Below are 24677 nucleotides of genomic sequence, written 5' to 3'. Positions count from 1 at the left end.
CTGGCCTCCTTGACCACTTAGTCCTGAACTTTTTGAATTGGGGCAAACGCGGCTAAGAGCCGTTTAATCCCCTCTGACTTAAAGGCGATATCGAGTTCAGCATCTTCACCGGCACCAGTCACCTTAACCACGGTTCCAGTCCCCCACTTACGATGCTTAACTTTGTCGCCAATCCGCCAACTATTCTTGTCAGCACCCGTTCCGGCCGCTTTCTTAACGGTTGGCCGAGTCCCAACTGGATTCTTCTTATAACGTGGCGTCAAGGCTTTCTTAGTCGCAAATGGCACGTTTAAGTCACTACTGCTTGACCCTTCTAAGGTATTGTCATTCTTAATCAAGCTTTGGTCGATTTCAGCAACAAATCGTGATTCTTGGTTACTTTGTCGCCGACCATATAACATCCGCGAATAGGCGTTAGTCAGATAGAGTTGCTTTTCAGCCCGGGTAATCCCGACATAAGCTAACCGCCGTTCTTCTTCCAATTCATCCTCATCCATCATAGCCCGTGACAGTGGGAAGATGCCTTCTTCTAGGCCAATCAGAAAGACAACTGGAAATTCTAGGCCTTTAGCCGCATGCAACGTCATCAACGTCACTGCTTGGGGTTCTTCTTCCACGTTATCCACGTCTGAAACGAGGGCTAAGTCGGCTAAGAAATCCACAAACTTATCACTATCTTCTTCTTCTGGTTGATAACCATCATCGAATTGCTTGGTAACGGATAAGAATTCTTGAATGTTTTCGATCCGCGTCTGCGTTTCAAGCGGTTTAGCGGTCTTTTGGGCTTTAAGAGCCTTCATGTAACCGGACCGATCCAAAATTTCTTGCGTCAAATCAGTGACTGATAAGAATTCGCGCATTGCGCGTAATTCATTCATCGTCGCTGCAAACTTCGCTAAAGCTCCCTTAGTCCGCGTCGCAATGCCATTAGCCATATCAACATTGGTTGCCGCTTCTAGCATTGAATAATTCGCTTCGTCCGCAAAAGCCCGCAACTTATCAACACTGGTCTGGCCAATGCCCCGTTTCGGTTCATTAACGACCCGTTCAAAGTTGACAGAGTCTTGGTCATTAACAACTAAGGTTAAGTACGACAAGATATCCCGAATTTCCTTACGATCGTAGAACTTGTTCCCACCAACCATCGTATATGGAATATTGGCTTTAACGAGTGATTCTTCCATGACCCGGGATTGGGCATTAGTCCGGTATAAAACGGCGAAATCCCCATAGTCATATTTATTGGTGCGCATTTGTTCTTGAATCTGAGCGATTACATAGTGGGTTTCATCATTTTCGCTTTGCCCACGATAATAGTGAATCGGTTGGCCTTCATCATTTTCAGTCCATAACTTCTTAGGGCGCCGCGTGGTATTGTGGTTAATCACTTGGTTAGCCGCTGCTAAGATGGTCTTGGTGGACCGGTAATTTTGTTCCAACTTAACACTGTCTGCTTCTGGATAATCTTGTTCAAAGTTCAAGATGTTTTCCATATTGGCGCCGCGCCAACCATAGATTGATTGGTCAGCATCCCCGACAACACAGAGATTCTTATACTTTTCAGCTAATAAGTTGACCAAGGTATATTGGGCATTGTTGGTATCTTGATATTCATCCACATGAATATAATGGAATTTATTTTGGTACCAGCCCAACGTTTCTGGGTGCTGCTTGAACAGCTGAATCGTCAACATAATCAAGTCATCAAAATCAACCGCTTGATCCGCCGCTAATTCATGTTGATACTGATCGTAAACATCGGCCACGATGCTTTCAAACGGACTCGCCGCGGCTTCTTTATACATCGCGGGTGTCTGTAAATCGTTTTTCGCATTAGAAATGGCCGATAGAATCGACCGTGGATCGTACTTTTTAGAGTCAATATTTTGATCGTTTAAGATACGCTTAACTAAGGTCCGTTGCTCACTCGTCCCGGCAATCGTGAAGGCCCGATTATAACCAATCTGGTCAATATCACGCCGCAAGATCCGAACACAGAGGGCATGGAACGTTGAAACCCAGACATCACGGGCATCTTCACCCAATAAGTTACCGACTCGTTCACGCATTTCACGCGCAGCCTTATTCGTAAAGGTAATCGCTAAAACATTCCAAGGATTAACGCCTTTTTCTTCAATCAAGTAAGCGACCCGATGCGTCAGCACCCGAGTCTTTCCCGAACCGGCTCCCGCCATAATTAGTAGCGGTCCTTCGGTGTCTAATACGGCTTCTTGTTGCTTGTCATTCATTCCTGCCAATAGGCTTTCTTTCGACACGCTGTTCGCCACCCTTTCTAAAAATCAGTCAACAAATATTATACCAAATTTCAGCCCGATATGCTGGCCTTTCAGCCGGCTTTTTCGAATGTTTGTTCTATTAATTTAGCGTGCTGATGACCATCAGTTTGCTTAAAATCATCACGCTGATTGGCCAATCGACAATACCACCCTACTTACGATGGTGCCGGTTGTTCTCTAAAATACTGGCACGCCATGATCCATTTAGAAGCCCAGCATTTAACGACAAAAAGAGTTCAGGTCTACACCCAAACTCTTCCGTTTTCATAATCTGATTAATCACTAGTTTTGGCTGCCGCCCCTTCATCTGGCGCCGGTTGGAGTTGCCAGATGTTGGTATCATCGATCTGTTCCAAGGCTTCTTTGATTGAGTCAGCTTCAACCATCACATGACCCGCAATCGCAGCTTTTTCAGCTTGCAATTTTGTTCGGTGATAGAAGTTGAAGAACCAGTTGGGCTTAATCTGCCATTGGGTACGAATCACATTTGCTTGCGCTGGTGTGAAGTACACCGCCACGACTGGCAACAGCGATTTAATTGGCATTAACGGTAAACCGGCAATCGCCCGCAAATGTTGTTCGGCCATGCTAATATTAGTGGCGCGTTCAAAGACATAGCCTGCTTGATGCATCGCCGGCACAATCCGTTTCACATATAAATTACCACTATCGGTCAAGAAAAAGGCCACTTCAAAGATCCCGGTATACGTTAAATTATCACTAATTTCTTGCGTGATCCGTAAGATTTCATCATTAACAGCTTGATCGATCTGCGCTGGCACCATAGTCATCATTAATTGATGATCCCGATACCGATTCTCGACGATGGGGAAAAACTTAGTTTCATCCGGCGTCTTGGCGACAATCACGGATAATTCTTTCTTAAATGGAATCAGGGATTCTAACATATAAGTACCCCAATCCAATAAGTCAGCCGCTTTGACAATATCGGTCTGCGTCTTAATGACCAGCTGCCGATTATGCCCCAAACCTTTTTGAATCGGCTTCAAAATACTTGGGTAGCCGATCGACCCAATTGATTGATAGACATCATCGAGACTAACAATCGTTGCCGATGGTGCCACGTTTAAGTTTAACTGGGCAAAAAAGGCGCGTTCCAGCGACCGATCTTGCATCATTTCTAAGGCATCGGTCCCTTGAGGTACACGGGTATGCGCGGCTAAAAAGCCCATGACTGACGCATCGATGGTTTCTGATTCGTACGTCACCATATCACAACGTTCGGCGAAGTTTTGTAATTGTTGCTGATCATTGAGGGCCCCGACAACACGAAAATCTGCCAGTTCCATGGTCTCAGTATTTTCGTTATCACCGTAAACACCGACATTGATGCCGGCATTGTGCGCGGCAATCGCCAATCCAACACCGTTGGTACTATTACCGATGATGCCTAAAGTACCACCTGGATTTAAAACCGAGTTGTCCACATCCGTCCCTACTTTCTTAAATAAATATTAAATGAATTTTCGATTAGTGATCCGTTAATTATCATACGTTGCCCGTAGCGTGCATGCAAGTATTGACACGAATCTTTCTGAATATTTAGCGTTTTCGTTTTTTAACTTAAATAAAGTGTTTTATTATTCGCTTCGGTTGGCCTGGACTGACGCTGGAACGTGGTGGCCACGTTTATGAGCCACAGTACGGTCTCATAAGCCGGGCTTTGACTAACCCGGCAAAACCCACCGGCTAAGTCAAACGACACCACTGAGCGTCATCCAGTCCGTCCTTCGCTAATTTCACCAACTATTGCTAATTGCTTCGTTCAAGAACAAGTTCACCCAATTTATAAGTATCAATAATATCTATGCTAGCACGCTAACGATATTGATAAATTAGCACGCTCAATAAATTATCGGCGGGCATTGCGGCGTTTGACCCGTTTCAGCCAAAAGCCACCTGAAATATACTTGGGTTCATAGGCAATTACGAACGCATTTGGAGCTTCCGTTTTGATCAAATCGTATAACCGTCGTTCATTCTTACGTGGTGCTAGAATCTCTAACGCTAACCGTTCGCCTTCTAAACCATAGGCTGCGTGTTGTGTTACCCCAAAACCGTTTGTTCGTAAGACTGCCGGCAAGGTCGACTTGGGATCTGGTAAGATGACCGAAATCATTGTGTAACCCAAGGCCAGCTTATCTTCAATCAACATGCCGACGTAGACCCCGACCCCGTAACCGAGTGCATAGACCACTAGATTCAACGGATTGCTCAACCGATTCAAAACTAAGGACAACCCTAACACATACACGGTAATTTCAATCACACTGGTAAAGGCCGCAAAATAGCGATACCCACGCATTACTAACAAAAAGCGCAACGTATTCAAGGTGATGTACACCAAATTAATCACAAAAATTAAAACTAACATGCCCGGATTAACTTGCATCTCAATCCCAGCTTTCTAAGCTAAATTAATCGGTTGCTTCTGAAGCAAAGTGCACGCGGTCACCATCAAAGGATGTAATCTGTGCTAGGGATTCCAAGCGAACCCCACGATCTGCGACTAATTGATGACCACTTTGGAAGATCTTTTCAATCACGATCCCCACGCCAGCAATTTCAGCTTGCGCTTGGTCACAAATCTCAAATAAGCCTTGAACCGCTTGCCCATTTGCTAAGAAATCATCGATTAACAATACCTTATCATCTGCGCTCAAAAATTTCTTGGAAATCGAAATATGATTGGACGTTTTTTTAGTATATGAATAGACTTCAGCGGTGTATAAATCATCAATCAAGGTGACCGATTTGTGTTTGCGGGCAAAAACAACGGGGACATGCAACTGCAACCCAGCCATCACTGCGGGGGCAATCCCCGATGATTCGACCGTTAAAATCTTGGTAACCTTGGCTTCGCGGAATAGTCGCGCGAATTCGGAACCAATCGTAAACATTAGATCTGGGTCAACTTGATGATTCAAAAAGCCATCAACCTTTAAGACTTCGCCAGGTAAGACCCGGCCATCGGTTAAAATACGTTGTTCAAGTTCTCGCATAATGCCCTCCTACTAATTTCAGCTAGTTTAAACGTTCTACTTACTATCATACCGTTCTAAGTCATATTTTTGAATAACATTAATTATTTTTTGCGCATAATCTGGATCCGTCGCATAACCGGATTTGGCTAAAGCCCGAGCCGCGTCTTGATATGTCGTAGCCTCGATCACCGTGTGATAATGGCCGGGGTCCCAAGCAGGACCGTGTGCGAGCCGCTTGGCATGTGCCACCATCGACGCATGCCAACTGGTATAAACCCGAAACCGGCGTTTGACTTGATGATAGGCCCCATCGTAATACTCCTGCGTCGTCATCACCTTACCGGGTTCTGCGGCAGTCGCTTTAACACCAAATAAATTATTGTTTTCCGTGGCGTTCGTACTTTGGCCCCAATCCGATTCCAAAATAGCTTGTGCCAGCGTAATGCTGGCCCGCACCTGATAAGTCGTCTGCAGGGCTTGAGCATCGGGTGCCAGGCGTTTGATAAACCCGGCATGCGTCTTAACGGTGGTTGCTTGTCGGACCGGCCGCCAAGCAGGCCAACGGGTGCTAGCAAGCCACCCCAAGCCACCAATCACGATAACTAAGACGACCACATTCAACCACTGCACGCGACCTTTTCTGACTAAAAACCCGGTTGCTTTAGACCGGCGTTTACGCCGACGCTTTTTTGCTGCCATGACGGGTGTCCTTTCTATGTAAGTTGGCTCTATTTTACCTGCTTTCAGCTAAAATTAAAATGGCTTTTAACGCCGACCAACCCAACTTTTCTGCTAGAATGAATTTGGAGCCTATCATAAAATTGGAGGAACGTGCCTATGCCTAAAAAATATCGGTGGGCGATTGTCGGTCTCGGCAATATCGCTCACAGCTTTGTCAAATACTTTGACCAGCCTGATGGTGAAATCTATGCCGTTTGTTCACGCTCTCAAGCCAAAGCAGATGCCTTTGCTAACGACCATCAGATTCCAAAAGCTTACGGTGACTTGTCCGCTCTATTAGCTGATCCACTAGTTGACATCGTTTACGTGGCGACACCGCACAACTATCACCTCGATACCATTCTACCAGCGCTAAAGGCCGGTAAACACGTCTTCAGTGAAAAGGCGATCACAATGACGAGTGATCAATTGAATCAAGCTAAGGCTCTCGCAACCGCCAACCAGCTCGTGTTAGCTGAAGCGATGACGTTGTACCACATGCCGTTGTATCAAAAGCTGCACGCCTTTGCCAATGATCACCAACTGGGGGCTTTAAAGATGGTCCAAGCCAGCTTTGGGAGCTTTAAGGAACCTGATCCAACTAACCGTTTCTTTAATCCCGACTTAGCTGGCGGTGCATTGCTGGATATTGGCGTCTACGCGTTAGCCTTTGTGCGGGAATTTTTAACCGCTAAACCATATATTACTGGGACCACGATGCATCGTTTCAGTACCGGCGTTGATGAAGCCGAGACGATCAGCCTACGTAATGCCCATGATGAACTCGCTAACGTGGCCTTGACTTTCCGGGCTAAGATGCCCAAGCAAGGGATCGTGGCGTATGAAAATGGGTACTTCACCATCGACACTTATCCGCGCGCCGATCACGCTTTATTCACGGATAACCAAGGACAGACTCAGGTGATTCAGGCTGGGGCGTCCACCAATGCGATGAACTACGAAATTGCTGATATGCAACGGATGATTGCCGGTGATTTAGCCAATACCAGCTTAGTTAAGACTACTGACGTGATGGACATCATGACGGCTGCTCGACAGCAGTGGGATTATCGTTACCCATTTGAATAGATCATAAAACAGTGTCGAACCTTTTAACCTAGGTTCGACACTGTTTTTTTACCTGAAATAACTTTCTACTGGCAATTTGCAAACTAGCGCTTTTGCTTGAATAATCGTTTCACAATGACCTGTCACACGATTTTTCCTAAAAATCCCAAGTACAGGCTGGCCACGTAATTTCATATTTTTGCCTTGACTACTCAGTAGCGTGATTGGTACGTATAGCGTTTTGATTTTCTTTAATCCTAGGCTCACAATTTTTCGTCGCGTTGCTAATTGAGCATCGTAATCAAAAGAAAATTTTACCGTTCGTTGATCATCAATGATTATTTCCAATGAATCAAATAAATAATGAACAGCACCAATGACTTGAAACTTTAATGCAGTGGTCCCATCTGCGTGAACTAACAACTTTCCATAGTTAATGCTACCAGCCTCTAAATCTCGCAAAAAATGCTCTCTTGGATTTTTCCCTGATAACCCACACCGCACAAATGCATAAAATCAGCCCGGTTAGTTGCAAATTTAATTGTCTTATTTCCAGCATAGACATAGCAATATTGGTATAGATAAACCTCAGCTTTCAAAAAAAGATAAGCCTGCTGAACATTTTTCATATTATATTTATGCCTTTGATCTAGTTCTAAATCAAACTTTCTAAACGTATAATGATCCATTGTTCTCCCCCAGAAACTTTGGATAGAAAAAGAGCGTTGGCGCTTCAAAGCAAAACGTCAACACTCTGTTGGTTAATTTTATGTTGGTCAAGGAACAACGTTATATGCACAGATATAACAACAATCACGTTTACGGCTAAAACGTGAAACCAGACATCATACGCACGGGTATGATAATTATCTTGACCGGGTATTAACCGACCCCCTCTAACTAAGATTAGTATATCATCACTGCGTCTCAATACCTATTGATTTCTCCTAAACCAACAATCCTAACCCCATAAACACCGCAAATGACAAACAAATAATCGTCGCATTCTTAATTGCTAAGATAAACGTTTCGCGTTTAACTTGTTTCTGTAAGAACAACCGTGTGTTTTTATACACTGGAATTGCACTAACCAGTGTCAACAAGCTTAATGGTGGCAACACCCCTAGCCATACCGCCGCGACTAAGCACAGATAGCCAGCCACATAACTCCAGGCAAACACTCGCAACATGACCGGTTTACCCAAATAATAAAGAATCGTATGCCGGCCTAGCGCAATGTCTTCTGCCATATCGCAGATATTATTGGCCAACATAATGTTTGATATTGCAAAAATAGCTAATCCGGCCGCCACCAAGACTTGAAAACTCGACAGCCACGTTATTGTGGTTACGTCATAGGTGTTAATAAACACTGCAATCCAGAAAATCATAAAACCCATCGTAAATCCAGAGAAAAACTCCCCAAACGGACCAGTCGAAATTGGTTTGGGACCACCGGCATAAAAATAACCGACCGCGTATGAATATAACCCCATCCATAACAACGGCAAACCAGTCCGCGTGACGAGCCATAGCCCTAAGACCAACGACACCCCAGCTAAGCCAAACGTAATGGTCCGCGCCTGACCAATCGAGATCTGATTAACCCCGACCACGTTCGTCTCCTCTAGGAACTCCTGATTATCAGCATCCCGTGGCGCATGTAAAAAGTCTTGGTAATTATCATTCGCATTGGTCGCCATATGGAATAACGATGACGCGACAAAAAATAGGGCTAAATAACCTAAATGAACTTGATGATAATTATAAATCGCGTACAAACTCCCTAGAACAAATGGTAAAACACTGGCAATCAGCGATTTGATCTCCACAAACTCTAAAAAAACTTTCGGTTTCAAGGACCGACTCCCCCTTTTTGATTGACAACTTTAATAGTTATTTGTACCTTTAAGTTAGATTGTATTTTAGAATGCGTAGGGCTGCAAGTTTTGATGTCCTGCGCCAACGGGGTGACGGTGAATGATTCAAACGATTTGGCAACCAGATACACAGATTCATGCGCAACTAGCGGCGTTAAAGCCCTACCTATTGGCACATGTTAACATAGATAATCCCGCCATCAACGCTCGGGTACACGCCTTACTGCAGGCTGGCGGCAAACTTTTACGACCAGGATTCTTTTACTTATTCAGTCAATTTGGCGCGGATCAAGCCGCTGACCGATTACAAGCTGGGGCAGCGGCAATGGAACTTTTACACGTCGCCACCTTAATTCATGACGACGTGATTGACGAAAGTCCAGAACGGCGACACGTCACGACCATTCATCAAGACTATGGTCAACGCAACGCCATCTACGCCGGTGACCTCTTGTTTACATGTTACTTTGATCTAGTGGTTGCTTCCGCACGAACGACGACTGATATCCAACGCAATGTTGCGGCCATGCGCGGGATTCTCCAAGGTGAGCTTGATCAAATGGCCCATAACTTTCACCCCCAAACTAGCCTTAATGACTACTTAAAAGTCGCCGCTGGTAAGACTGCACGGCTATTTAGTTTAAGTTGCCAACAAGGGGCCCAGCTCGCCCAAGCGCCCCAAGCAATCGTTGACCTCGGTGCACAAATTGGCCAACAACTGGGCTTAGCTTACCAGATGCTAGACGATATCCTCGATTACACGGGCGACGAACAACTCACTCATAAATTACCGTTAACGGACTTGCGCGATGGGGTTTACTCGCTGCCACTGATTTATGCGCTGCAAGCTGACGCTAGCTTAGCACGGCAATTACCAATGCCCGGGACGACCGCCACCGATACTGATCTATTGGCGATTCGTGATCAAGTCGTTGCCTTGGGTGGTGTCACTCAGGCACAACAATTAGCAACGCAATATACCCAACACGCCCTGAGCTTAATCAATCAATTGCCGGCAGGAACGACCCAACAGACGCTCCGCCAGCTTGTCACACAATTATTAATTCGCAATCATTAAAACGGTCCCGGTCATGTCAACCTGTACCCGTTGCGCCATCTAGATCAACCAATTAAATCATCTGAGACCACCGACGAGCTAAGTATCACTAGCTCGTCTTTTTGTTGACGTTTGGCGGTAGTTTCTAAAACACTGACACGCTATGACCATTTTGAAGCCTCAGACTGAGTAGTCTTCAAAACTGGCCCTGGCCCAGTGATGTCGTTTATCTTAGTCGTGATTTTGTGCCTTCGATCCTCCCTGCTTTCGGACTCGCAAACGTAATCCCCACATGCCAGTCAATTCTGAGCTAACCAGCGTGGCAATCTCAAGCTAATCAAATAAAGCTTGATTTTAACGTCCATCGATCAATTTTATTCCAAAAGTATTTAAAATTTCATATAAATTAGTTATTTACAAATCATTGGAAACGTTTTATGCTATTAATGCAGTTGACTGATCTATCCGCTGGGGGTGGCCAGATCAGTTAACTAAACTGATTACTTTGGAGGCAAAGAAATGACAACATACAAACGTTTGAACAAGACGCTGCTATGGGTGTTAGTCATCGCATTTTCAATATTGATTGCCGGCGGACTGCTGATTTTTAAAAATGAAGCCCCGCGGCCATCGCGAATTGTCGATGAAAGTGGCACCACGATTGTCACTAAGCAGCAATTAATTTCTGGACAAGCCGTTTATGAAAAATACGGGTTGACCGATTATGGTAGTTATTTAGGTAACGGCACTTATTTTGGCCCGGACTATACCGCCCAGGCCTTACACATTTACTTACGTGGCATGTACCAATACTACAGCCAGAAGCAATATAACCAGACATTTAAGCAATTATCTACCGAGCAAAAAGCCGGTATTCGTGGCAAGGTCAAAGCCGAAATTCGTCAGAATCGTTACTCACAGGCGAAGGATCAATTGACCTTAACCACCGCCCAAACTGCTGGGCTGCAACATTTGACCCGCTACTATCGACATGAATTCCGGAACAACCCCCATGAAGCCGGCATGCCTGAAAATATGATCAAAAACAATACGGACGACTTTATGACCCATGGTGATAAGATCGACCAATTGACTTACTTCTTCTTCTGGGGCGCCTGGTTATCTTCAACCAATCGTCCTGGTCAGACTTATTCCTATACGAATAACTGGCCCTATGATTTAGATGCTGGCAACGTGATGTTACCAGAAGCCATGGTCTGGACAGCGCTATCCGTTGCCTTACTGGTCGCTGGTGTTGGTATCGTCATCTACTTCTACAAGCGTTACCACTTCGATATGGAATACACCCTCGATTACCGCGACATGGGGACCATTAAAACGGATGAACCCATCACTAGCTCGCAACGTAAGGCGGCAAAGTACTTCCTAATCGTCATGCTAATGTTCTTTATTCAAGTTATGTTGGGGGAACTCCTGGCGCATTACTACGTTGAAAATGGATTCTTTGGGATTCCGCTACAGAACATTTGGCCGTTTAACTTAGCCAAGACTTGGCACTTGCAACTTGTTATTTTCTGGATTGCAACGGCCTGGTTAGCCACCGGGATCTATATCACGCCACGCGTCTTAGGTCGCGAACCCAAACGACAAGGCTTCTTAGTCGACACATTGTTCTATGCCCTCTTAGTAGTCGTGGCTGGTTCAATGCTCGGTGAATGGGGCTCATCACTTGGCATCATCAATAACAAGTGGTGGATCTTTGGCCATTATGGCTGGGAATATGCCGAGATGGGTAAGTTCTGGCAAATTCTGTTTATTGTCGGCATGGTGCTCTGGGTTATCATTCTTTGTCGTGGTTTCTTACCGGCGATTAAGATTAAAAAGAACCTCGATCGATCACGCTTACTACAATTACTCTTAGCCGGTTCAGTTGCTATTCCGGCCTTTTACTTGGCATCACTTTTCATCTTGCCAAACTCCCACGTTACTTTTGCTGATTACTGGCGTTGGTGGATTGTCCATCTGTGGGTCGAAGGGATCTTTGAATCGTTTGCCGTTATTTTAATTGGCTATTTATTGGTCGATATGAAGTTAACCACGATCAAATCAACGATTCGCGCCCTTTACTTCCAGTTGATCTTACTATTGGGAACCGGTGTTGTTGGTATGGGCCATCACTACTTCTGGGAAGGCGATCATGCCATTTGGCTCGCCTTAGGGTCCTGCTTCTCCGCACTTGAAGTTATCCCACTGTGCCTATTGGTTTGGGAAGCTTATACCCATTACCGGGTCTATCGCGAAAGTAAACGCGACTTCCCATACAAAGGGACCTTTATGTTCCTCGTCTCAACTGGACTCTGGAACGCCATTGGTGCTGGGGCATTAGGCTTCTTAATCAATGCACCGGCAATCAACTTCTTTGAACATGGGACTCAGTGGACGTCCGCTCATGCCCATGGATCAATGGCTGGTGTTTACGGCTTCTTCTCAATTGCCATTATGCTCTTTGCAATGCGGCACTTAACTAAGCCAGAATTCTGGACACCTAAAGTGGAGCGCTGGATCAAGTGGTCTTGTTGGGCCTTTAACATCGGCCTAGCCGGTATGACCTTTGTCACCTTAATGCCGATGGGCTACTTACAACTAAAAGACGCCCTTCAATTCGGCTACTGGCATGCCCGGCAAGCCAGCTTCTACAAGGAACCGATCATTCAAGGACTGACGATCGCCCGTTCAGTCCCAGATATTATCTTTACCGCGGGTGTCGTCATTATTCTAGTTATTTTCTTCCGAGCGATGTTCCACTTAAAGAAAGCCTCCAAGGAAATTAATCCAGTTGACTATGATATTAAGTAAGTTTTGACACTTCAGCTAATCGTTTAAACTAACAAAAGCCCCAACGACCTTCAATGCGTCGTTGGGGCTTTTCTATGCTTGGTGCTAGTTGGTTTAAATTGCCACTCTGGTTGGGCCAGAATCGGCTGGAACGTGGTGGCCTCGTTTTTGAGCCAAAAAGCGGTCTCAAAAGCCGGGCTTTATCTAAGTCGGAAAATCACCGGCCAAGATAGACGACACCACTGAGCCAATTCTGGCCCGCCCGACATTAACTACCGGGAATTGAAAAATTAACGATTGATTACTTTCAGTTCAGTTATTTAGCCGAGAGGTTGGTTCCTAAAATGCTCAGCCGTGTCGTTGGCCTTAGTGCGAGTGGTCTGCTCGGACTTAGGCCAAGGCCAGCTTTGAAGACCGGGCTTTGGCTTCAAAATGGCCCATGGCGTTCTAGCGTTTTAGTAACCAACCGGCAGGCGGCAATTTCAACTAGCACCAAGCGTGCTTTTCCATCTGCTGCTAGTTGGATCACAATCAGCTAAGACAACCGCCGCTACTATGGATCGCCAATTATTTCCAAGACCAACATTAGTCTACTCCTGACCCTGATCCAAATCATATAACCGTTTAAACCGTGGGGCACTCGCATATAATTCTTGCGGGGTGCCGGCCATATCGAACTGCCCGGCTTCCAAGAAGCGGACCTGATCGACATAATTAATTCCGGCTAAATGATGGGTCACCCATAGAATCGTCTTATCTTGCAAGACACTAAACACGGTTGCTAAAAGATGGGCTTCTGTGATTGGATCCAAGCTAACCGTTGGCTCATCCAAGATAATAATCGGTGCATCTTGCAATAAGATCCGCGCTAAAGCTAACCGTTGGCGTTCACCGCCCGAAAAGCGGGCCCCGCCTTCTTCAACCACCGTCTCATAACCATCCGGTAACGAATCAATCAGGTGGTCCAATTCAACCGCCTTTAACGCCGCCTTCACTTGGTCATCGGTCGCTTTTAAATTTCCCATCCGAACATTATTCATAATCGTCGTATTAAACAAATACGGCTGCTGATCCAAAACTCCAAATAACTGGGCCCGTTCATTTTGTAGTCGCGCAATCGGAATATCATTCAGTTGCACCGTCCCCGCATTCGGTTGTAAGTCACCCAAGATGAGCTTCAATAGGGTACTTTTACCCGTCCCGGAAGGCCCTAATAACGCGACCTTTTCACCAGCTTTTAACGTCAAGCTTAGCTGCTTAAAGATGGGCCGGGTCCCCTCTGGATACGTAAACTCAAGCTTAGCTACTTGCAATTGACTAAACGGTTCGGTTAACACGGTTTGATCCTGTTGATCGATTGGCTTAGTATCCAGCTGATTAACCCGCACGATCGACCGTTGATAACTGGGCCATTCACTGACCCCTTGGCTGACCGATTGAAAGGCATCGACTAACGGGAAGACGGATAGCACAAAGGCCGCAATCCAGTTAGCATTAGCCTGATTCTGGGTCCATGCAAAGCTACTCCAAATAATCAATGCCAGGCAAATCACGCCAAAAATAAGCTGAATGGTAAAATCACGCCACCACTGGAATTGGTGATCAGCGCGTCGCAAACTAGAAATCTGATCAATCGGCGCCGTTTGCCGGTCATTAAAGGCTTGTTGCCGACCGGAGATTAGCCAATCACCTAATCCCATCACTGCATCAGTCAGTTGAGTATAAAACGTCTGTTGAATTTGACGACTGCGCGTTTCACGGGCACCGTTCACTAACACTGACAATAACGGCATCACGATCACAATCAGACCTAGCATCAGTAGCATCAGCAAGCCAAACCACCAACTAAAGACCCCCAGCGCTAACACGATCAACACGTACATCACAAGGGCAATCACGGTTGGAAAAACAGTCCGTAAATAGAGATTTTCAATATGGTCGATGTCATCAGCTAATAGGCTTAACACATCGCCGGTCTGAAAGTTTTGTCGAATCGCGACCGCTTGTTTTTCAACGGCTTGATAGAGCTTTTTACGAAAATCAGACACAATCCGTAAGACCCAATTATGACTGGTGATCCGTTCCGCATAACGAAACGCTGGTCGCCCAATCCCGAAGGCCCGTGTCAAGACAATCGGCACGTAGATCATCAGAATGTTATACGGATGACGCGCCGCTTTACTAATCAAATACCCCGAGTTAAACATCAACGCTGACCCGCAGAAGAAGGTCATTAACCCAAGAAATAGCGTCAATGCCAATAACTTTTTATACTTACGTAAATACGGCATCACCCAAGTATCATGTTTAAAGGTTGCAAAAAAGTTTTTCATTAGATGGCACCTACCATTTCATCCCGTAACCGGACGTATGCCCCATCCGCCGCGGCTAGTTGCGCTGGCGTCCCTTGCTCAACAATCCGGCCGTGGTCCATGACGAGTACATAATCCATTTGGTTGATCCAATGCAAACGATGCGTCGCAAAGAAGACTAAGTGATCTTTAAACACCGGTAAAATCGTTTGCTTTAATTCCGCTTCCGTTTCAATATCTAGATGGGCAGTCGGTTCATCGAATAACAAGATCCGCCGCGAACTATCCAAGAATGCCCGCGCTAACGCAATCCGTTGCGCCTGACCACCACTAACTCCGCGGGCGCCCTCGCCAATCTTCGTTGCTAGTCCATCCGGTAACGTTTTAATCCAGGCCGTTAAACCCGCCTTTTCAGCGGCAGCCCCAATTGCGCTGAGGCCCGCATCTGGTTGATAAAAGGCGATGTTTTCCGCCAAACTAGCATGGAACAAGTAAGGATTTTGCGGAATATAAAAGAAGCTCTGCTGCCAAGCAATCTGATTTAAATGAGTAACGGATTGACCGTTCACCGTGATGGTACCTTGACCAGCGGTTGGCGTTAAAAAGCCGCCTAACAAGTTAATCAAGGTTGACTTACCAGAGCCAGAAGCCCCAATAATCCCAATTCGTTGATAACCTTTAGCTTGCAGCTTAAGCGTACTAAGGGCTGGTTGCGTGCCATCATAGCTGAAGTCAATCGCTTGTAAGCTTAACGTACTATCTGCTTGCCAATTTAACGGCTGCGTGCCTAATTGATCACGTTGCGTGGCCACGGGCAAGGCCAACATTTTTTGGACCGCCGCAAAGGCATTCTTCCCATTTAAGGTGGCGTGATAATCACTCGCAAACGTCCGTAACGGCAAAAAGTAATCTGGTGATAAGACTAAGATCACTAACGCTGGTAATAAGGTGATCGTCCCATCGATTAAGCCAAAGCCTAAGAAGACCGCCACGACCGCGATGGAAAGCGTCGTAAAGAAGTCCAAAGCAAAGGTCGACAACATGGCAATCTTGATCACCGCCAACGTCTGCTTCCGGTAGCCTTCGCTCACTTGATACACGTTGTTGGCATACTGCCGGCTAAGTCCTAATTGTTTCAACGTGGGCAGGCCGCGCAAGGTATCGACAAAATGATTCGATAAACGCTGGTACCCGACGTATTGCTTGTCGGCTTTCGCTTGGGCCGCGTAACCTAAAATAATCATAAACACAATAATTAACGGAAAAATAGCTAATAAGAATAACGCTTCACGCCACCGTAGCCAGGCAATATAAATTAAGATCACCCATGGAATCACCATCATATCGATAACTTTAATGACGACGAGCATCAAATACGTCTGAACCTTATCAATGCCCTCTAAAGCCGTCGTCACCACATTACCGGTCCCAGTCTTAGCGACGTAACTTGGTCCTAACCGATAGAGCTTTTGCATCACTTGTCGACGCAAATCCCCGGTCGTCTTTTCAACAACGGGATACATCAACCGATTCTTGACAACGACTAATAATTGCCGCCCAGTCCAAGCCGCCGCAAAGATTAGCATCGGCTGTAATATCGTTCCCAGTTGCTGCAAATGCCACAAGCCAACAATTGCCACGGACATAAACTGTGCTTGAATAATAATAAAAATGCCTTCAACGACCGCTAGTAAGGCTAAAATCACCGCCAGACGTCGCATTCCCGGTAATTTGAATAATGCTGGATCAAACATAACTGTCCCTCCCCACCTTATATCACAAAAAAGCCGTGACCTGGCACCGGCCAAGTCACGACCACTTTCGGGCTTATTTAATTAAATTGTACCATTGATTCCGTATTTGGTAGCGGTTTATGATGCAACTCGCTTATAAAAGACCCAATAACTCCAAATGAAGTAAATCAGCATAATCGGCAAAGTCGTCAAGGCGATAATTGTCATCAGATGTAACGTATACGGCGAGTTCGACGCATCTTTAATTAAGATACTGTTGGCAGCATTATTCGCAACCATTACCCGTGGGAACAAGCCGTTGAACAATAAGATGACCACATCGATTAAGGACAAGCCGCTACTAATAAACGACAGCCATTCGTGGTTACTGTAAACACCCCAAGTGGCAAGCACCGTTAAGAGCACTAAAGCAACGACAATAATCAACGTTGAAATTGGCTTTTTAGCGAAGAAGTCCGTACTGAAGAACAATAGGATGGCAAACAAAACTTCACCAGCAAATAGGAGCCAGTATAATGGTTTGGCCCATTTTAACGCGCGTTCCCGCAATGCCCCGGTCGTCTTTAATCGGACAAAGTTCAAGCCGTGTAAGTAGCAGAGTAAGGTCACCGCCACCCCACCAACAAGTGAGAATAAGTTCACATAGTCGGTAAAGTGCGCTGAAATATCTCCATGCGCGTTGATTGGCATCCCTTTGACCATCGCCGTAAACAACATCCCAAAGAGGAACGCTGCGAAGAAACTTCCTAAGGCCGCGGCCCATTCCCAGAAATTCCGACCACGTTCACTTTCCATCCGACTACGGAATTCAAAAGAAACACCCCGCATAATCAAAGCGACTAAAATCAAGAGTAGAATCAGATAAAAACCGGAGAATAAGGATGCGTACCACATTGGAAACGAGGCAAACATTGCCCCGCCAGCCGTGATCAGCCAAACTTCATTCGCATCCCAATGTGGGCCAATGGTATGAATCACTGCATCACGTTCCGACCGCGTTTGCGCCAAAGTCTTAATCGACATCCCAACCCCAAAGTCAAAACCTTCTAGGAAGAAGAAGCCACTAAATAAAACACCGATTAAAATAAACCATAAGAATTGTAAGTTACTCATGATCGAACGCCCCCTTACCATATGGGTCATACGGTGCATCATCTTTCGCTTGCAGCAAGTCATCTGGACCATGATGCAAGACCCGTTTGGACAAGACGATCATCACGATGCCTAAACCACTGAACAGGCAGAAGTAGACAATATTTGAGATTAACAGTGACGCAACACTAACATTTGGCGAAACGGCATCGGCAATCGTCAATAGACCATAGACGACCCAAGGGTACCGCCCCAGTTCGGTAATAAACCAGCCGGCCGTATTCGCCGCAAATGGTAAGAACGTGCAAATCCCTAAGACCCATAAGAACCAGCGCTGCCGCATAATTAAGTCGCTACCGGCGCGATTAAAGATTAAGCCGATAATCGCAATTAAGGCAAACAAACCACCGGAAATGGCCATAACCCGGAAACTCCAGAACAATGTCTTGGTTGGCACATAGTAGTTCATGTCCTTACCAAACTTCTTATCATATTTAGCATGTAATTCCTTGTTGATCGCATTTTGACCCTTAACGTTCCCGGATAACTTATGATAGCTTAAGATATCCAAGACGTAAGGCATCTCAATCGACCAGTCCGTCTTATGATTCTTGGTATCCATGCCAGACACAATCGCCCAAGCCGCTGGTGAGCCGGAGTCTTTGTATAAGCCTTCCGTCGCCGCAAACTTCATCGGTTGTTCTTTAATAATGTAACGCGTTTGGACATCACCCATACCAACCACGCCAACAGTGGCCAATAACCCAATAATCAGACTAACTTTAAGTGACTTCCGGAAGAATTCCGGATTGCGCTTCTTAAGCAAACCAAACGCAGCCATCCCGGCAACCACAAAGGAACCAGTCACAAATGCCCCAAACAAAACGTGCGGTAATTCATACCATAATTGCGGATTCTTAATGACCGCAGCAAAGCTCGTCATCTGTGCACGACCCGTTTTAGCATTGATCATGAAACCAACTGGATTTTGCATAAAACTATTGGCAGCCAAAATCCACATGGCCGAAATCATCGTCCCAATGGAAGTTAACCAAATAAACGCACAGTGAATGCCAGCACTAAACCGGTCCCAGCCAAACATCCATAAGCCGATAAACGTGGATTCCATAAAGAACGCAACTAACGCTTCAATCGCTAGTGGTGCGCCAAAAATGTCACCCATAAAACGTGAGTACTCCGACCAGTTCATCCCGAACTGGAATTCCTGAATAATCCCGGTTACAACCCCAACGGCAAAACTAAGTAAGAAAATCCGTCCCCAGAATTGTGCCATATGTTTGTACAATTGATCCTTTTTCACAACATAGAGCGTTTCCATAATGGCTACGACTAATGCTAAACCAATTGATAATGGCACAAAGAAGAAATGAAACACCGTCGTCATCGCAAATTGAAAGCGGGCTAAGGATAAAATACTCATCATAATCCCCCCTTTATTTTAACTGTTACGTCCACCTACGTAAGCGTAAACATTCAAGTCACCTTTATCATATCAAGCGATAAGTGAAAATTCAATCAAACTCAACTTTTATTAGTAAAATAGTCAAGGGCGCTAATTTTCAAGCCTAGTTTTATCCCCGTTTTCAGTTTGTTAGTTGACATTTTGCTAATCCGTGCTATATTAACGACATTATACAGAAATGAGGCCAAACCAATGGAAATCGGAACTAAAGTGACATTTAAGCTTGAGGGCCAGACCATGACCGGCACAATTGCGAAGGCCTACACGAACTCGTACTTGATTGAGTTTACCAGTACAGATCCAGAAATCGTTGATAAGTATCATGATAAAGTGATTATTAGTCAGAAGAAAGTTACTGAAGTTAAGTAATTGAGTGAATTAATCCGGTTTTTCAGCAGTCTACAAACTGCTTGAAAGCCGGATTTTTTTAGTTAGTGCTTGTTTATCCGTCTCCGTTGAACAAGCTATAGAATACGCTGGGTGCTAGTTAAAATTGCCGCTTGCCGGTTGGTTCCTAAAACGCTGGAACGCCATGGGCCATTTTGAAGCCAAAGCTCGGTCTTCAAAACTGGCCTTGGCCTAAGTATGAGCAGACCACTCACACTAAGACCAACGACACGGCTGAGCATTTTAGGAACCAACCTCTCGGCTAAATTTACGGTCAACAATAGATAGTCATTAATTCACGTTAATTAACATTGGGCGGCCCAGAATTGGCTCAGTGGTGTCGTTTATCTTGGTCGGTGATTTTCCGACTTAGATAAAGCCCGGCTTTCAAGACAACCCTTTGGCTCGAAAACGTGTCCACCTCGTTCCAGCCAACGCTGGGCCAACCAGAGTGGCAACCCACATCCAACTAACACCAAACGTAGTACCTATTTTCACCACGTCAAGTTGCAATTTGAAACTACAGCTTTCTAATGAACAACACATTTGAGCGCTTGATATGAGTTAAAGTTACCTGTTACTGGTCACAATGAATTAACGTTAATTTATAACTACCTGTTAATTAACGTCGGGCGGACCAGAATTGGCTCAGTGGTGTCGTTTCACTTAGTCGGTGGTTTTCCGGCTTAGTGAAAGCCCGGCTTTCGAGACCGCACTATGGCTCGAAAACGTGGCCACCACGTCCAGCCGATACTGGGCCAACCAGAGTGGCAATCCAAACCAACTAACACTAACCGTAGCGGCAATCATCCTCAAAAAAAACGATCACTCCAATTAAGGAATGATCGTTTTACACTAACGATGGCGCTGTTTAAATCGTAGTAATGGCGTCCCAATTAGCGGTGTGACGATCCCCGCTAGAATCGCTTCGGGAATGCCGTTTGTACCGACAATGGTTAATAAATACGGCATTAGCTTTGATAGGTCGATCTGATAAAACCCGGCCGCGGCATTGCGGTACAGCAAGCCGATTAAGCCAAGAACTAAAATCGTATTCACTAATGAACCGGCGACAGCCGCAATCACCATGCCAACTGCGGGATGGTGACGTTTGGCCCAGCCGGCAAAAATAATCCCGGCAACGACCCCGACCAAGATTCGTGGCAACACGGACACCAAAGGGTTGGTGAAAACAATCGGTGCTAACGGGCTGGTTGGCGCCGTAAACGCCCGTATCCAATCAATCAAACCCCAGACACCACCGATAATCGCCCCGTCTTTGGGGCCCAGAATCACTGCCGCAATAATGACCGTGATATGAATCGTCGTAATACTAAGCCCTGGTAAGGGAATATAGCCAAATAATGGCACCACATTTTGAATAATGACAATGGCCGTTAAGACCGCTAAGACACTAATTTGATAGGCGTTGGATTTTCGTTGCATCCTTAACGTCCTTCCTCTCTCCGGTTTTGCGGCTGGGGGACACCGCCAGACAGAACCGCAACCAGTCAGATCAAGCCAGATTTGACTAACTACGTCCCCGCCTCCTGATTAAGTTAGCAAGTCGACTAACTTAACTTGCTCTTATTTTACCAAAAAAACGCGCCAGCAACCGCCGACACGCTTAAAAATTATTTAGTTTCTTGTTCACGCAACCCTTCACGAATCCGTGAATGCCGATAGCCATAAATAAAGTAAATGATAATCCCGAGCGTAATCCAAATGGCAAACATCTTCCAAGTAAATACTTGTAGATTAATCATCAAATAAGCACAGGCTAAAAATGAGACAATTGGCAACACTGGGAAGAATGGCACTTTAAATGAACTTTCAATCTGTTGTAAGGTTTCATGCTTCCGTAAAAAGATAACCCCGATTGAGACCATTGCAAAGGCAAACAACGTCCCAATATTAACTAATTCGGCAATCTTATCCAACGGAATCACCGCCGCAAAAATACTTGAAATAATCCCAAAGATCCAAGTGCTGCGAACCGGCACTTTCGTATGGGGATTTAACTTGCGGAATGTCTTGGGCAATAAGCCATCCCGACTAATCGCAAATAACAACCGGGTCCCACCATATAGCATGACGATTAACACCGTGGTCATCCCGACAACTGCCCCTAAGGAGACAATGCCGGCAGCCCAGTTTTGATGAATCAAGGCTAACGCATACGCAACGGGGTCCGCAACGTTTAGCTTCGTATAATAAACAACTCCGACTAAGACAACGGACATCGCAATGTACAAGATCGACGCCACAATCAGTGACCCGATAATCCCAATCGGCATATCATGCTTAGGATTCTTAACTTCTTCAGACGCCGTTGACACCGCATCAAACCCGATATACGCATAAAAGGCTAACGAAGCCCCTTTGACTAACCCATGCACCCCATGCGGCATGAATGGGTGGAAATTAGCAGGTTTCACGAAGAAGATCGCTACCCCGATAAACAAGGCAATGACCAAGATCTTCACGACGACCATGATGGAGTTGACCCGCGTTGACTCTTGGACCCCACCAACTAACAATAACGAAATGGCTAAAACCACAATAAAGGCAATTAAATTAAAACCGGCATGCGGTGCGCCGGCCGTCCCGGCTGCGGCCGATAAGAAAGCGGGCAATTTGATCCCAAACCCGCTCAATAGATTTTGGAAGTATGACGACCAACTAACCGCCACGGACGATACTGAAAAGAGATATTCAGAGATCAATGCCCAACCCAAAATCCATGCTAAGAATTCCCCGAACACGGTGTAAACATACGTGTACGCACTCCCTGCTAAGGGAATCGTTGATGAAAATTCCGCATAACACAAAGCAGCCAATGAACAGACCACCGCCGCAATCACAAAGGATAGCATGGCAGCCGGCCCCGCATACTTCGCAGCAATAATCCCAGGCATAATGAAAATCCCAGAACCTACGATTGCGCCGACCCCCATCATTGTTAAACTGAAGGCATCGAGGGTCTTGGCCAACCCGCTCTTATTAAAATTAGCCGGATTGACTGGCTTTTTTACCAACAATCGTCGTGATTCTTTCATATTCACCATTGCCTCCTAATTGAATTCTTATTAATATAACGATATTAATTTTATTGATTTTCACATAAATAGTCAAGGATTTCTTTAATATTTTTAATAAAAGTGAGCCTAATTGCCGTTAAAGAGCGACTTTTGTCACTTAGTTATTTTACACAAAGAAAGCGACGCTAACCGTTTTCAAGATTAAAAAAAGGCCCTAATTCTAAGAATCAGGGCCTTTTTTAATACTATTTTAATTTTAGTCGTGTCCTAGATAAATTGAATCAAAGACATCAAGATTGGTACGACAACGATGAACAAAACCGTACTGGTTGTGACCACGTTCGTCGCGTATTCAACATCCCCGTGTGCTTCGTTAGCCAAGATTGGCAAGACCGCCAACATTGGGGTTGCGGATTGCACGATTAAGGTTTGTGATGCCATCGTTGGGAAGCTGGCTCCAAAGTTGCCGGCAACCATCAAGACGGCAATCATGATTGCCGGTGATAAGATGAACCGACCAATCAAAGCCACAATCGTATCACGGTCAAAGCGGATACTCTTCAAACCAGCATCGGCCAAGACAATCCCAATATAGATTAAGGATAATGGGGTGACCAAATTACCCACGTAAGTTAACGTAGAGTTCACAAAGGAAATCTTCAAGATTGGAATATTCAATAGCAGGAAGACCAAAGCAACTAAGAACCCAACTAACGGCATTGGGATCACTTTCTTCCAGTCAATCTGGTGATGCGTCTTCCCCTTTGGCTTAGTTGGATCATCATTTGAAATCAAGAAGACCCCAAACGCCCAAGTCGAAACGGTGTTCACAATATAATAAACTAAGAAGTACGTCATACTGTTATCACCGAACAAGGCAATGTTTAAGGGCAACCCAATAAAGATCGTATTGGCGTTGACCACCGCATTAATAAAAATCCCTTTGCGTCCGGGTTTAACATGCATCAGCTTAACTAAAGCAAACGCAATCAGATACCCGATGATGACGGCCAAAAAGGCATACGCCAAGTAACCGGAAAATGACACTAGTTGCCCTCGCGTTAAGCGACTTAATACTGAAACGAAGATTGAGGCTGGCAAGGCAATGTTCTTAATAAATTTCGAAATCGTGCCACCGAATTTATCGTCAAACCAGCCCGTCCGTCGTAACACATATCCTAAAACCATGATCAAAACGACCACGAGGACACTTTGAATTGAATTCCATAAAACAGCCATAAGTTTTTAGTCCCTACTTCCTACAATTTTTTCTCTCTTTAATGCTTGTGGTTAGTTGTGCATGCCACTCTGGTTGGTCCGGAATGACGCTGGAACGTGGTGGCCACGTTTGTGAGCCAAAGGGCGGTCTCACAAATCGGGCTTTTTCTAAGCCGGAAAAATTACCGACTAAGAAAAACTTCACCACTGAGCATCATCCGGCCCGCCCGCCGTTAATATCAGCGTTATTAAATTAACGTCCAACCACTAATCCTTACCACAACTAATCTAGTTAGTTCATTCTCTATAACGTGTTGCACGCTCTCTCTAAAAACGCGACCACTGTATTAATTTGTTACAATTTTATCGTTTACAATCTAGCTGACAAGCTAATGGCCAAAATACGTGATTAACTCACCTATCTCTAGGGTTATTAATACTGACGTACTTTGGCAATCAACCGAATCGTTACTAAAGCTACTATTACTAATAGCTAAATTTTGATTTCTAAATAATTGACCAACTAACACCAGACGAGTCGGAGTCGACTCATCTAGCGTGGCAATT

Annotated in this window: 19 protein-coding genes; 4 read left to right on the top strand and 15 right to left on the bottom strand. The window is 45.3% G+C overall.

Annotated features, from left to right (window positions below):
* Positions 1-17: 17 nt before the first annotated feature.
* From pcrA to FFM80_RS02600, 5 genes are all read right to left on the bottom strand, one after another.
* Complete coding sequence (gene pcrA, locus FFM80_RS02620; protein WP_137639379.1) at positions 18-2276, bottom strand: DNA helicase PcrA; 2259 nt, start codon at positions 2274-2276, stop codon at positions 18-20.
* Between the two features lie 296 nt (positions 2277-2572).
* Positions 2573-3745: a 5-(carboxyamino)imidazole ribonucleotide synthase gene (locus FFM80_RS02615; protein WP_137639378.1), complete on the bottom strand. Its 1173-nt coding sequence runs from the start codon at positions 3743-3745 to the stop codon at positions 2573-2575.
* 425 nt (positions 3746-4170) lie between these two features.
* Positions 4171-4710: a DUF2179 domain-containing protein gene (locus FFM80_RS02610; RefSeq protein ID WP_137639377.1), complete on the bottom strand. Its 540-nt coding sequence runs from the start codon at positions 4708-4710 to the stop codon at positions 4171-4173.
* A gap of 25 nt (positions 4711-4735) precedes the next feature.
* The gene (locus tag FFM80_RS02605; protein ID WP_137639376.1) at positions 4736-5320 is read right to left on the bottom strand and encodes a xanthine phosphoribosyltransferase; all 585 of its coding nucleotides are present in this window, start codon (positions 5318-5320) and stop codon (positions 4736-4738) included.
* A 36-nt stretch (positions 5321-5356) separates the two neighbouring features.
* Positions 5357-6001 carry a glycoside hydrolase family 73 protein gene (locus tag FFM80_RS02600; RefSeq protein WP_137639375.1) on the bottom strand — a complete coding sequence of 215 codons (645 nt, stop codon included), beginning with the start codon at positions 5999-6001 and terminating at the stop codon, positions 5357-5359.
* A 138-nt stretch (positions 6002-6139) separates the two neighbouring features.
* Between FFM80_RS02600 and FFM80_RS02595 the strand changes: the two genes are divergently transcribed.
* Positions 6140-7111, top strand: a complete 972-nt coding sequence (locus tag FFM80_RS02595) for a Gfo/Idh/MocA family protein (protein ID WP_137639374.1) — start codon at positions 6140-6142, stop codon at positions 7109-7111.
* 48 nt (positions 7112-7159) lie between these two features.
* On the opposite strand, the gene FFM80_RS02590 is transcribed toward FFM80_RS02595, so the two are convergent.
* The 3 genes from FFM80_RS02590 to FFM80_RS02580 form a co-directional block, all read right to left on the bottom strand.
* Positions 7160-7552, bottom strand: a complete 393-nt coding sequence (locus tag FFM80_RS02590; protein WP_137639373.1) for a hypothetical protein — start codon at positions 7550-7552, stop codon at positions 7160-7162.
* On the bottom strand, positions 7540-7779 hold the full coding sequence (locus FFM80_RS02585) for a hypothetical protein (RefSeq protein WP_137639372.1): 240 nt from the start codon (positions 7777-7779) through the stop codon (positions 7540-7542). The genes FFM80_RS02590 and FFM80_RS02585 overlap by 13 nt, the downstream gene beginning before the upstream one ends.
* Before the next feature lie 258 nt (positions 7780-8037).
* A complete protein-coding gene (locus FFM80_RS02580) occupies positions 8038-8949 on the bottom strand; it encodes a 1,4-dihydroxy-2-naphthoate polyprenyltransferase (RefSeq protein WP_137639371.1) in 912 nt (303 codons plus the stop codon).
* 121 nt (positions 8950-9070) lie between these two features.
* On the opposite strand from FFM80_RS02580, the gene FFM80_RS02575 reads away from it, so the two are divergent.
* Both FFM80_RS02575 and FFM80_RS02570 read left to right on the top strand, forming a co-directional pair.
* Complete coding sequence (locus tag FFM80_RS02575; protein ID WP_137639370.1) at positions 9071-10048, top strand: polyprenyl synthetase family protein; 978 nt, start codon at positions 9071-9073, stop codon at positions 10046-10048.
* 498 nt (positions 10049-10546) lie between these two features.
* Positions 10547-12844 (top strand): nitric-oxide reductase large subunit, encoded by a 2298-nt coding sequence (locus FFM80_RS02570; protein WP_137639369.1) that lies wholly within the window; start codon positions 10547-10549, stop codon positions 12842-12844.
* A gap of 569 nt (positions 12845-13413) precedes the next feature.
* On the opposite strand, the gene cydC is transcribed toward FFM80_RS02570, so the two are convergent.
* From cydC to FFM80_RS02550, 4 genes are all read right to left on the bottom strand, one after another.
* Positions 13414-15156, bottom strand: a complete 1743-nt coding sequence (gene cydC / locus FFM80_RS02565; protein ID WP_137639368.1) for a thiol reductant ABC exporter subunit CydC — start codon at positions 15154-15156, stop codon at positions 13414-13416.
* Positions 15156-16889: a thiol reductant ABC exporter subunit CydD gene (gene cydD, locus FFM80_RS02560; RefSeq protein WP_137639367.1), complete on the bottom strand. Its 1734-nt coding sequence runs from the start codon at positions 16887-16889 to the stop codon at positions 15156-15158. The genes cydC and cydD overlap by 1 nt, the downstream gene beginning before the upstream one ends.
* A 117-nt stretch (positions 16890-17006) precedes the next feature.
* Positions 17007-18002, bottom strand: a complete 996-nt coding sequence (gene cydB / locus FFM80_RS02555) for a cytochrome d ubiquinol oxidase subunit II (RefSeq protein ID WP_137639366.1) — start codon at positions 18000-18002, stop codon at positions 17007-17009.
* A complete protein-coding gene (locus FFM80_RS02550) occupies positions 17995-19425 on the bottom strand; it encodes a cytochrome ubiquinol oxidase subunit I (RefSeq protein ID WP_137639365.1) in 1431 nt (476 codons plus the stop codon). Before FFM80_RS02550 ends, cydB begins: the two co-directional genes overlap by 8 nt.
* 231 nt (positions 19426-19656) lie before the next feature.
* Here FFM80_RS02550 and FFM80_RS02545 point away from each other — a divergent pair, with 231 nt between their 5' ends.
* Complete coding sequence (locus FFM80_RS02545) at positions 19657-19833, top strand: DUF2187 domain-containing protein (RefSeq protein ID WP_137635485.1); 177 nt, start codon at positions 19657-19659, stop codon at positions 19831-19833.
* 873 nt (positions 19834-20706) lie between these two features.
* Here FFM80_RS02545 and FFM80_RS02540 read toward each other — a convergent pair.
* The 3 genes from FFM80_RS02540 to FFM80_RS02530 form a co-directional block, all read right to left on the bottom strand.
* Complete coding sequence (locus FFM80_RS02540; RefSeq protein WP_137639364.1) at positions 20707-21297, bottom strand: ECF transporter S component; 591 nt, start codon at positions 21295-21297, stop codon at positions 20707-20709.
* 188 nt (positions 21298-21485) lie between these two features.
* The gene (locus tag FFM80_RS02535; protein ID WP_137639363.1) at positions 21486-22910 is read right to left on the bottom strand and encodes an amino acid permease; all 1425 of its coding nucleotides are present in this window, start codon (positions 22908-22910) and stop codon (positions 21486-21488) included.
* A 249-nt stretch (positions 22911-23159) separates the two neighbouring features.
* Positions 23160-24131, bottom strand: a complete 972-nt coding sequence (locus tag FFM80_RS02530) for an AEC family transporter (protein WP_137639362.1) — start codon at positions 24129-24131, stop codon at positions 23160-23162.
* Between the last annotated feature and the right edge of the window lie 546 nt (positions 24132-24677).

This window comes from Lactiplantibacillus dongliensis (assembly GCF_005405105.1).
GTDB lineage: Bacteria > Bacillota > Bacilli > Lactobacillales > Lactobacillaceae > Lactiplantibacillus > Lactiplantibacillus dongliensis.
This window is presented reverse-complemented; position numbering and strand designations above follow the sequence as displayed.

Bases quoted from the DNA above. Each gene is read 5' to 3' on its own strand.
- FFM80_RS02610 (WP_137639377.1), bottom strand. From the start codon at position 4,710: ATGCAAGTTAATCCGGGCATGTTAGTTTTAATTTTTGTGATTAATTTG.
- FFM80_RS02585 (WP_137639372.1), bottom strand. From the start codon at position 7,779: ATGGATCATTATACGTTTAGAAAGTTTGATTTAGAACTAGATCAAAGG.
- FFM80_RS02550 (WP_137639365.1), bottom strand. From the start codon at position 19,425: ATGATGAGTATTTTATCCTTAGCCCGCTTTCAATTTGCGATGACGACG.
- FFM80_RS02595 (WP_137639374.1), top strand. From the start codon at position 6,140: ATGCCTAAAAAATATCGGTGGGCGATTGTCGGTCTCGGCAATATCGCT.
- cydB (WP_137639366.1), bottom strand. From the start codon at position 18,002: ATGAGTAACTTACAATTCTTATGGTTTATTTTAATCGGTGTTTTATTT.
- cydC (WP_137639368.1), bottom strand. From the start codon at position 15,156: ATGAAAAACTTTTTTGCAACCTTTAAACATGATACTTGGGTGATGCCG.
- FFM80_RS02535 (WP_137639363.1), bottom strand. From the start codon at position 22,910: ATGAAAGAATCACGACGATTGTTGGTAAAAAAGCCAGTCAATCCGGCT.
- FFM80_RS02540 (WP_137639364.1), bottom strand. From the start codon at position 21,297: ATGCAACGAAAATCCAACGCCTATCAAATTAGTGTCTTAGCGGTCTTA.
- FFM80_RS02575 (WP_137639370.1), top strand. From the start codon at position 9,071: ATGATTCAAACGATTTGGCAACCAGATACACAGATTCATGCGCAACTA.
- FFM80_RS02545 (WP_137635485.1), top strand. From the start codon at position 19,657: ATGGAAATCGGAACTAAAGTGACATTTAAGCTTGAGGGCCAGACCATG.
- FFM80_RS02605 (WP_137639376.1), bottom strand. From the start codon at position 5,320: ATGCGAGAACTTGAACAACGTATTTTAACCGATGGCCGGGTCTTACCT.
- FFM80_RS02570 (WP_137639369.1), top strand. From the start codon at position 10,547: ATGACAACATACAAACGTTTGAACAAGACGCTGCTATGGGTGTTAGTC.
- FFM80_RS02530 (WP_137639362.1), bottom strand. From the start codon at position 24,131: ATGGCTGTTTTATGGAATTCAATTCAAAGTGTCCTCGTGGTCGTTTTG.
- cydD (WP_137639367.1), bottom strand. From the start codon at position 16,889: ATGTTTGATCCAGCATTATTCAAATTACCGGGAATGCGACGTCTGGCG.
- FFM80_RS02600 (WP_137639375.1), bottom strand. From the start codon at position 6,001: ATGGCAGCAAAAAAGCGTCGGCGTAAACGCCGGTCTAAAGCAACCGGG.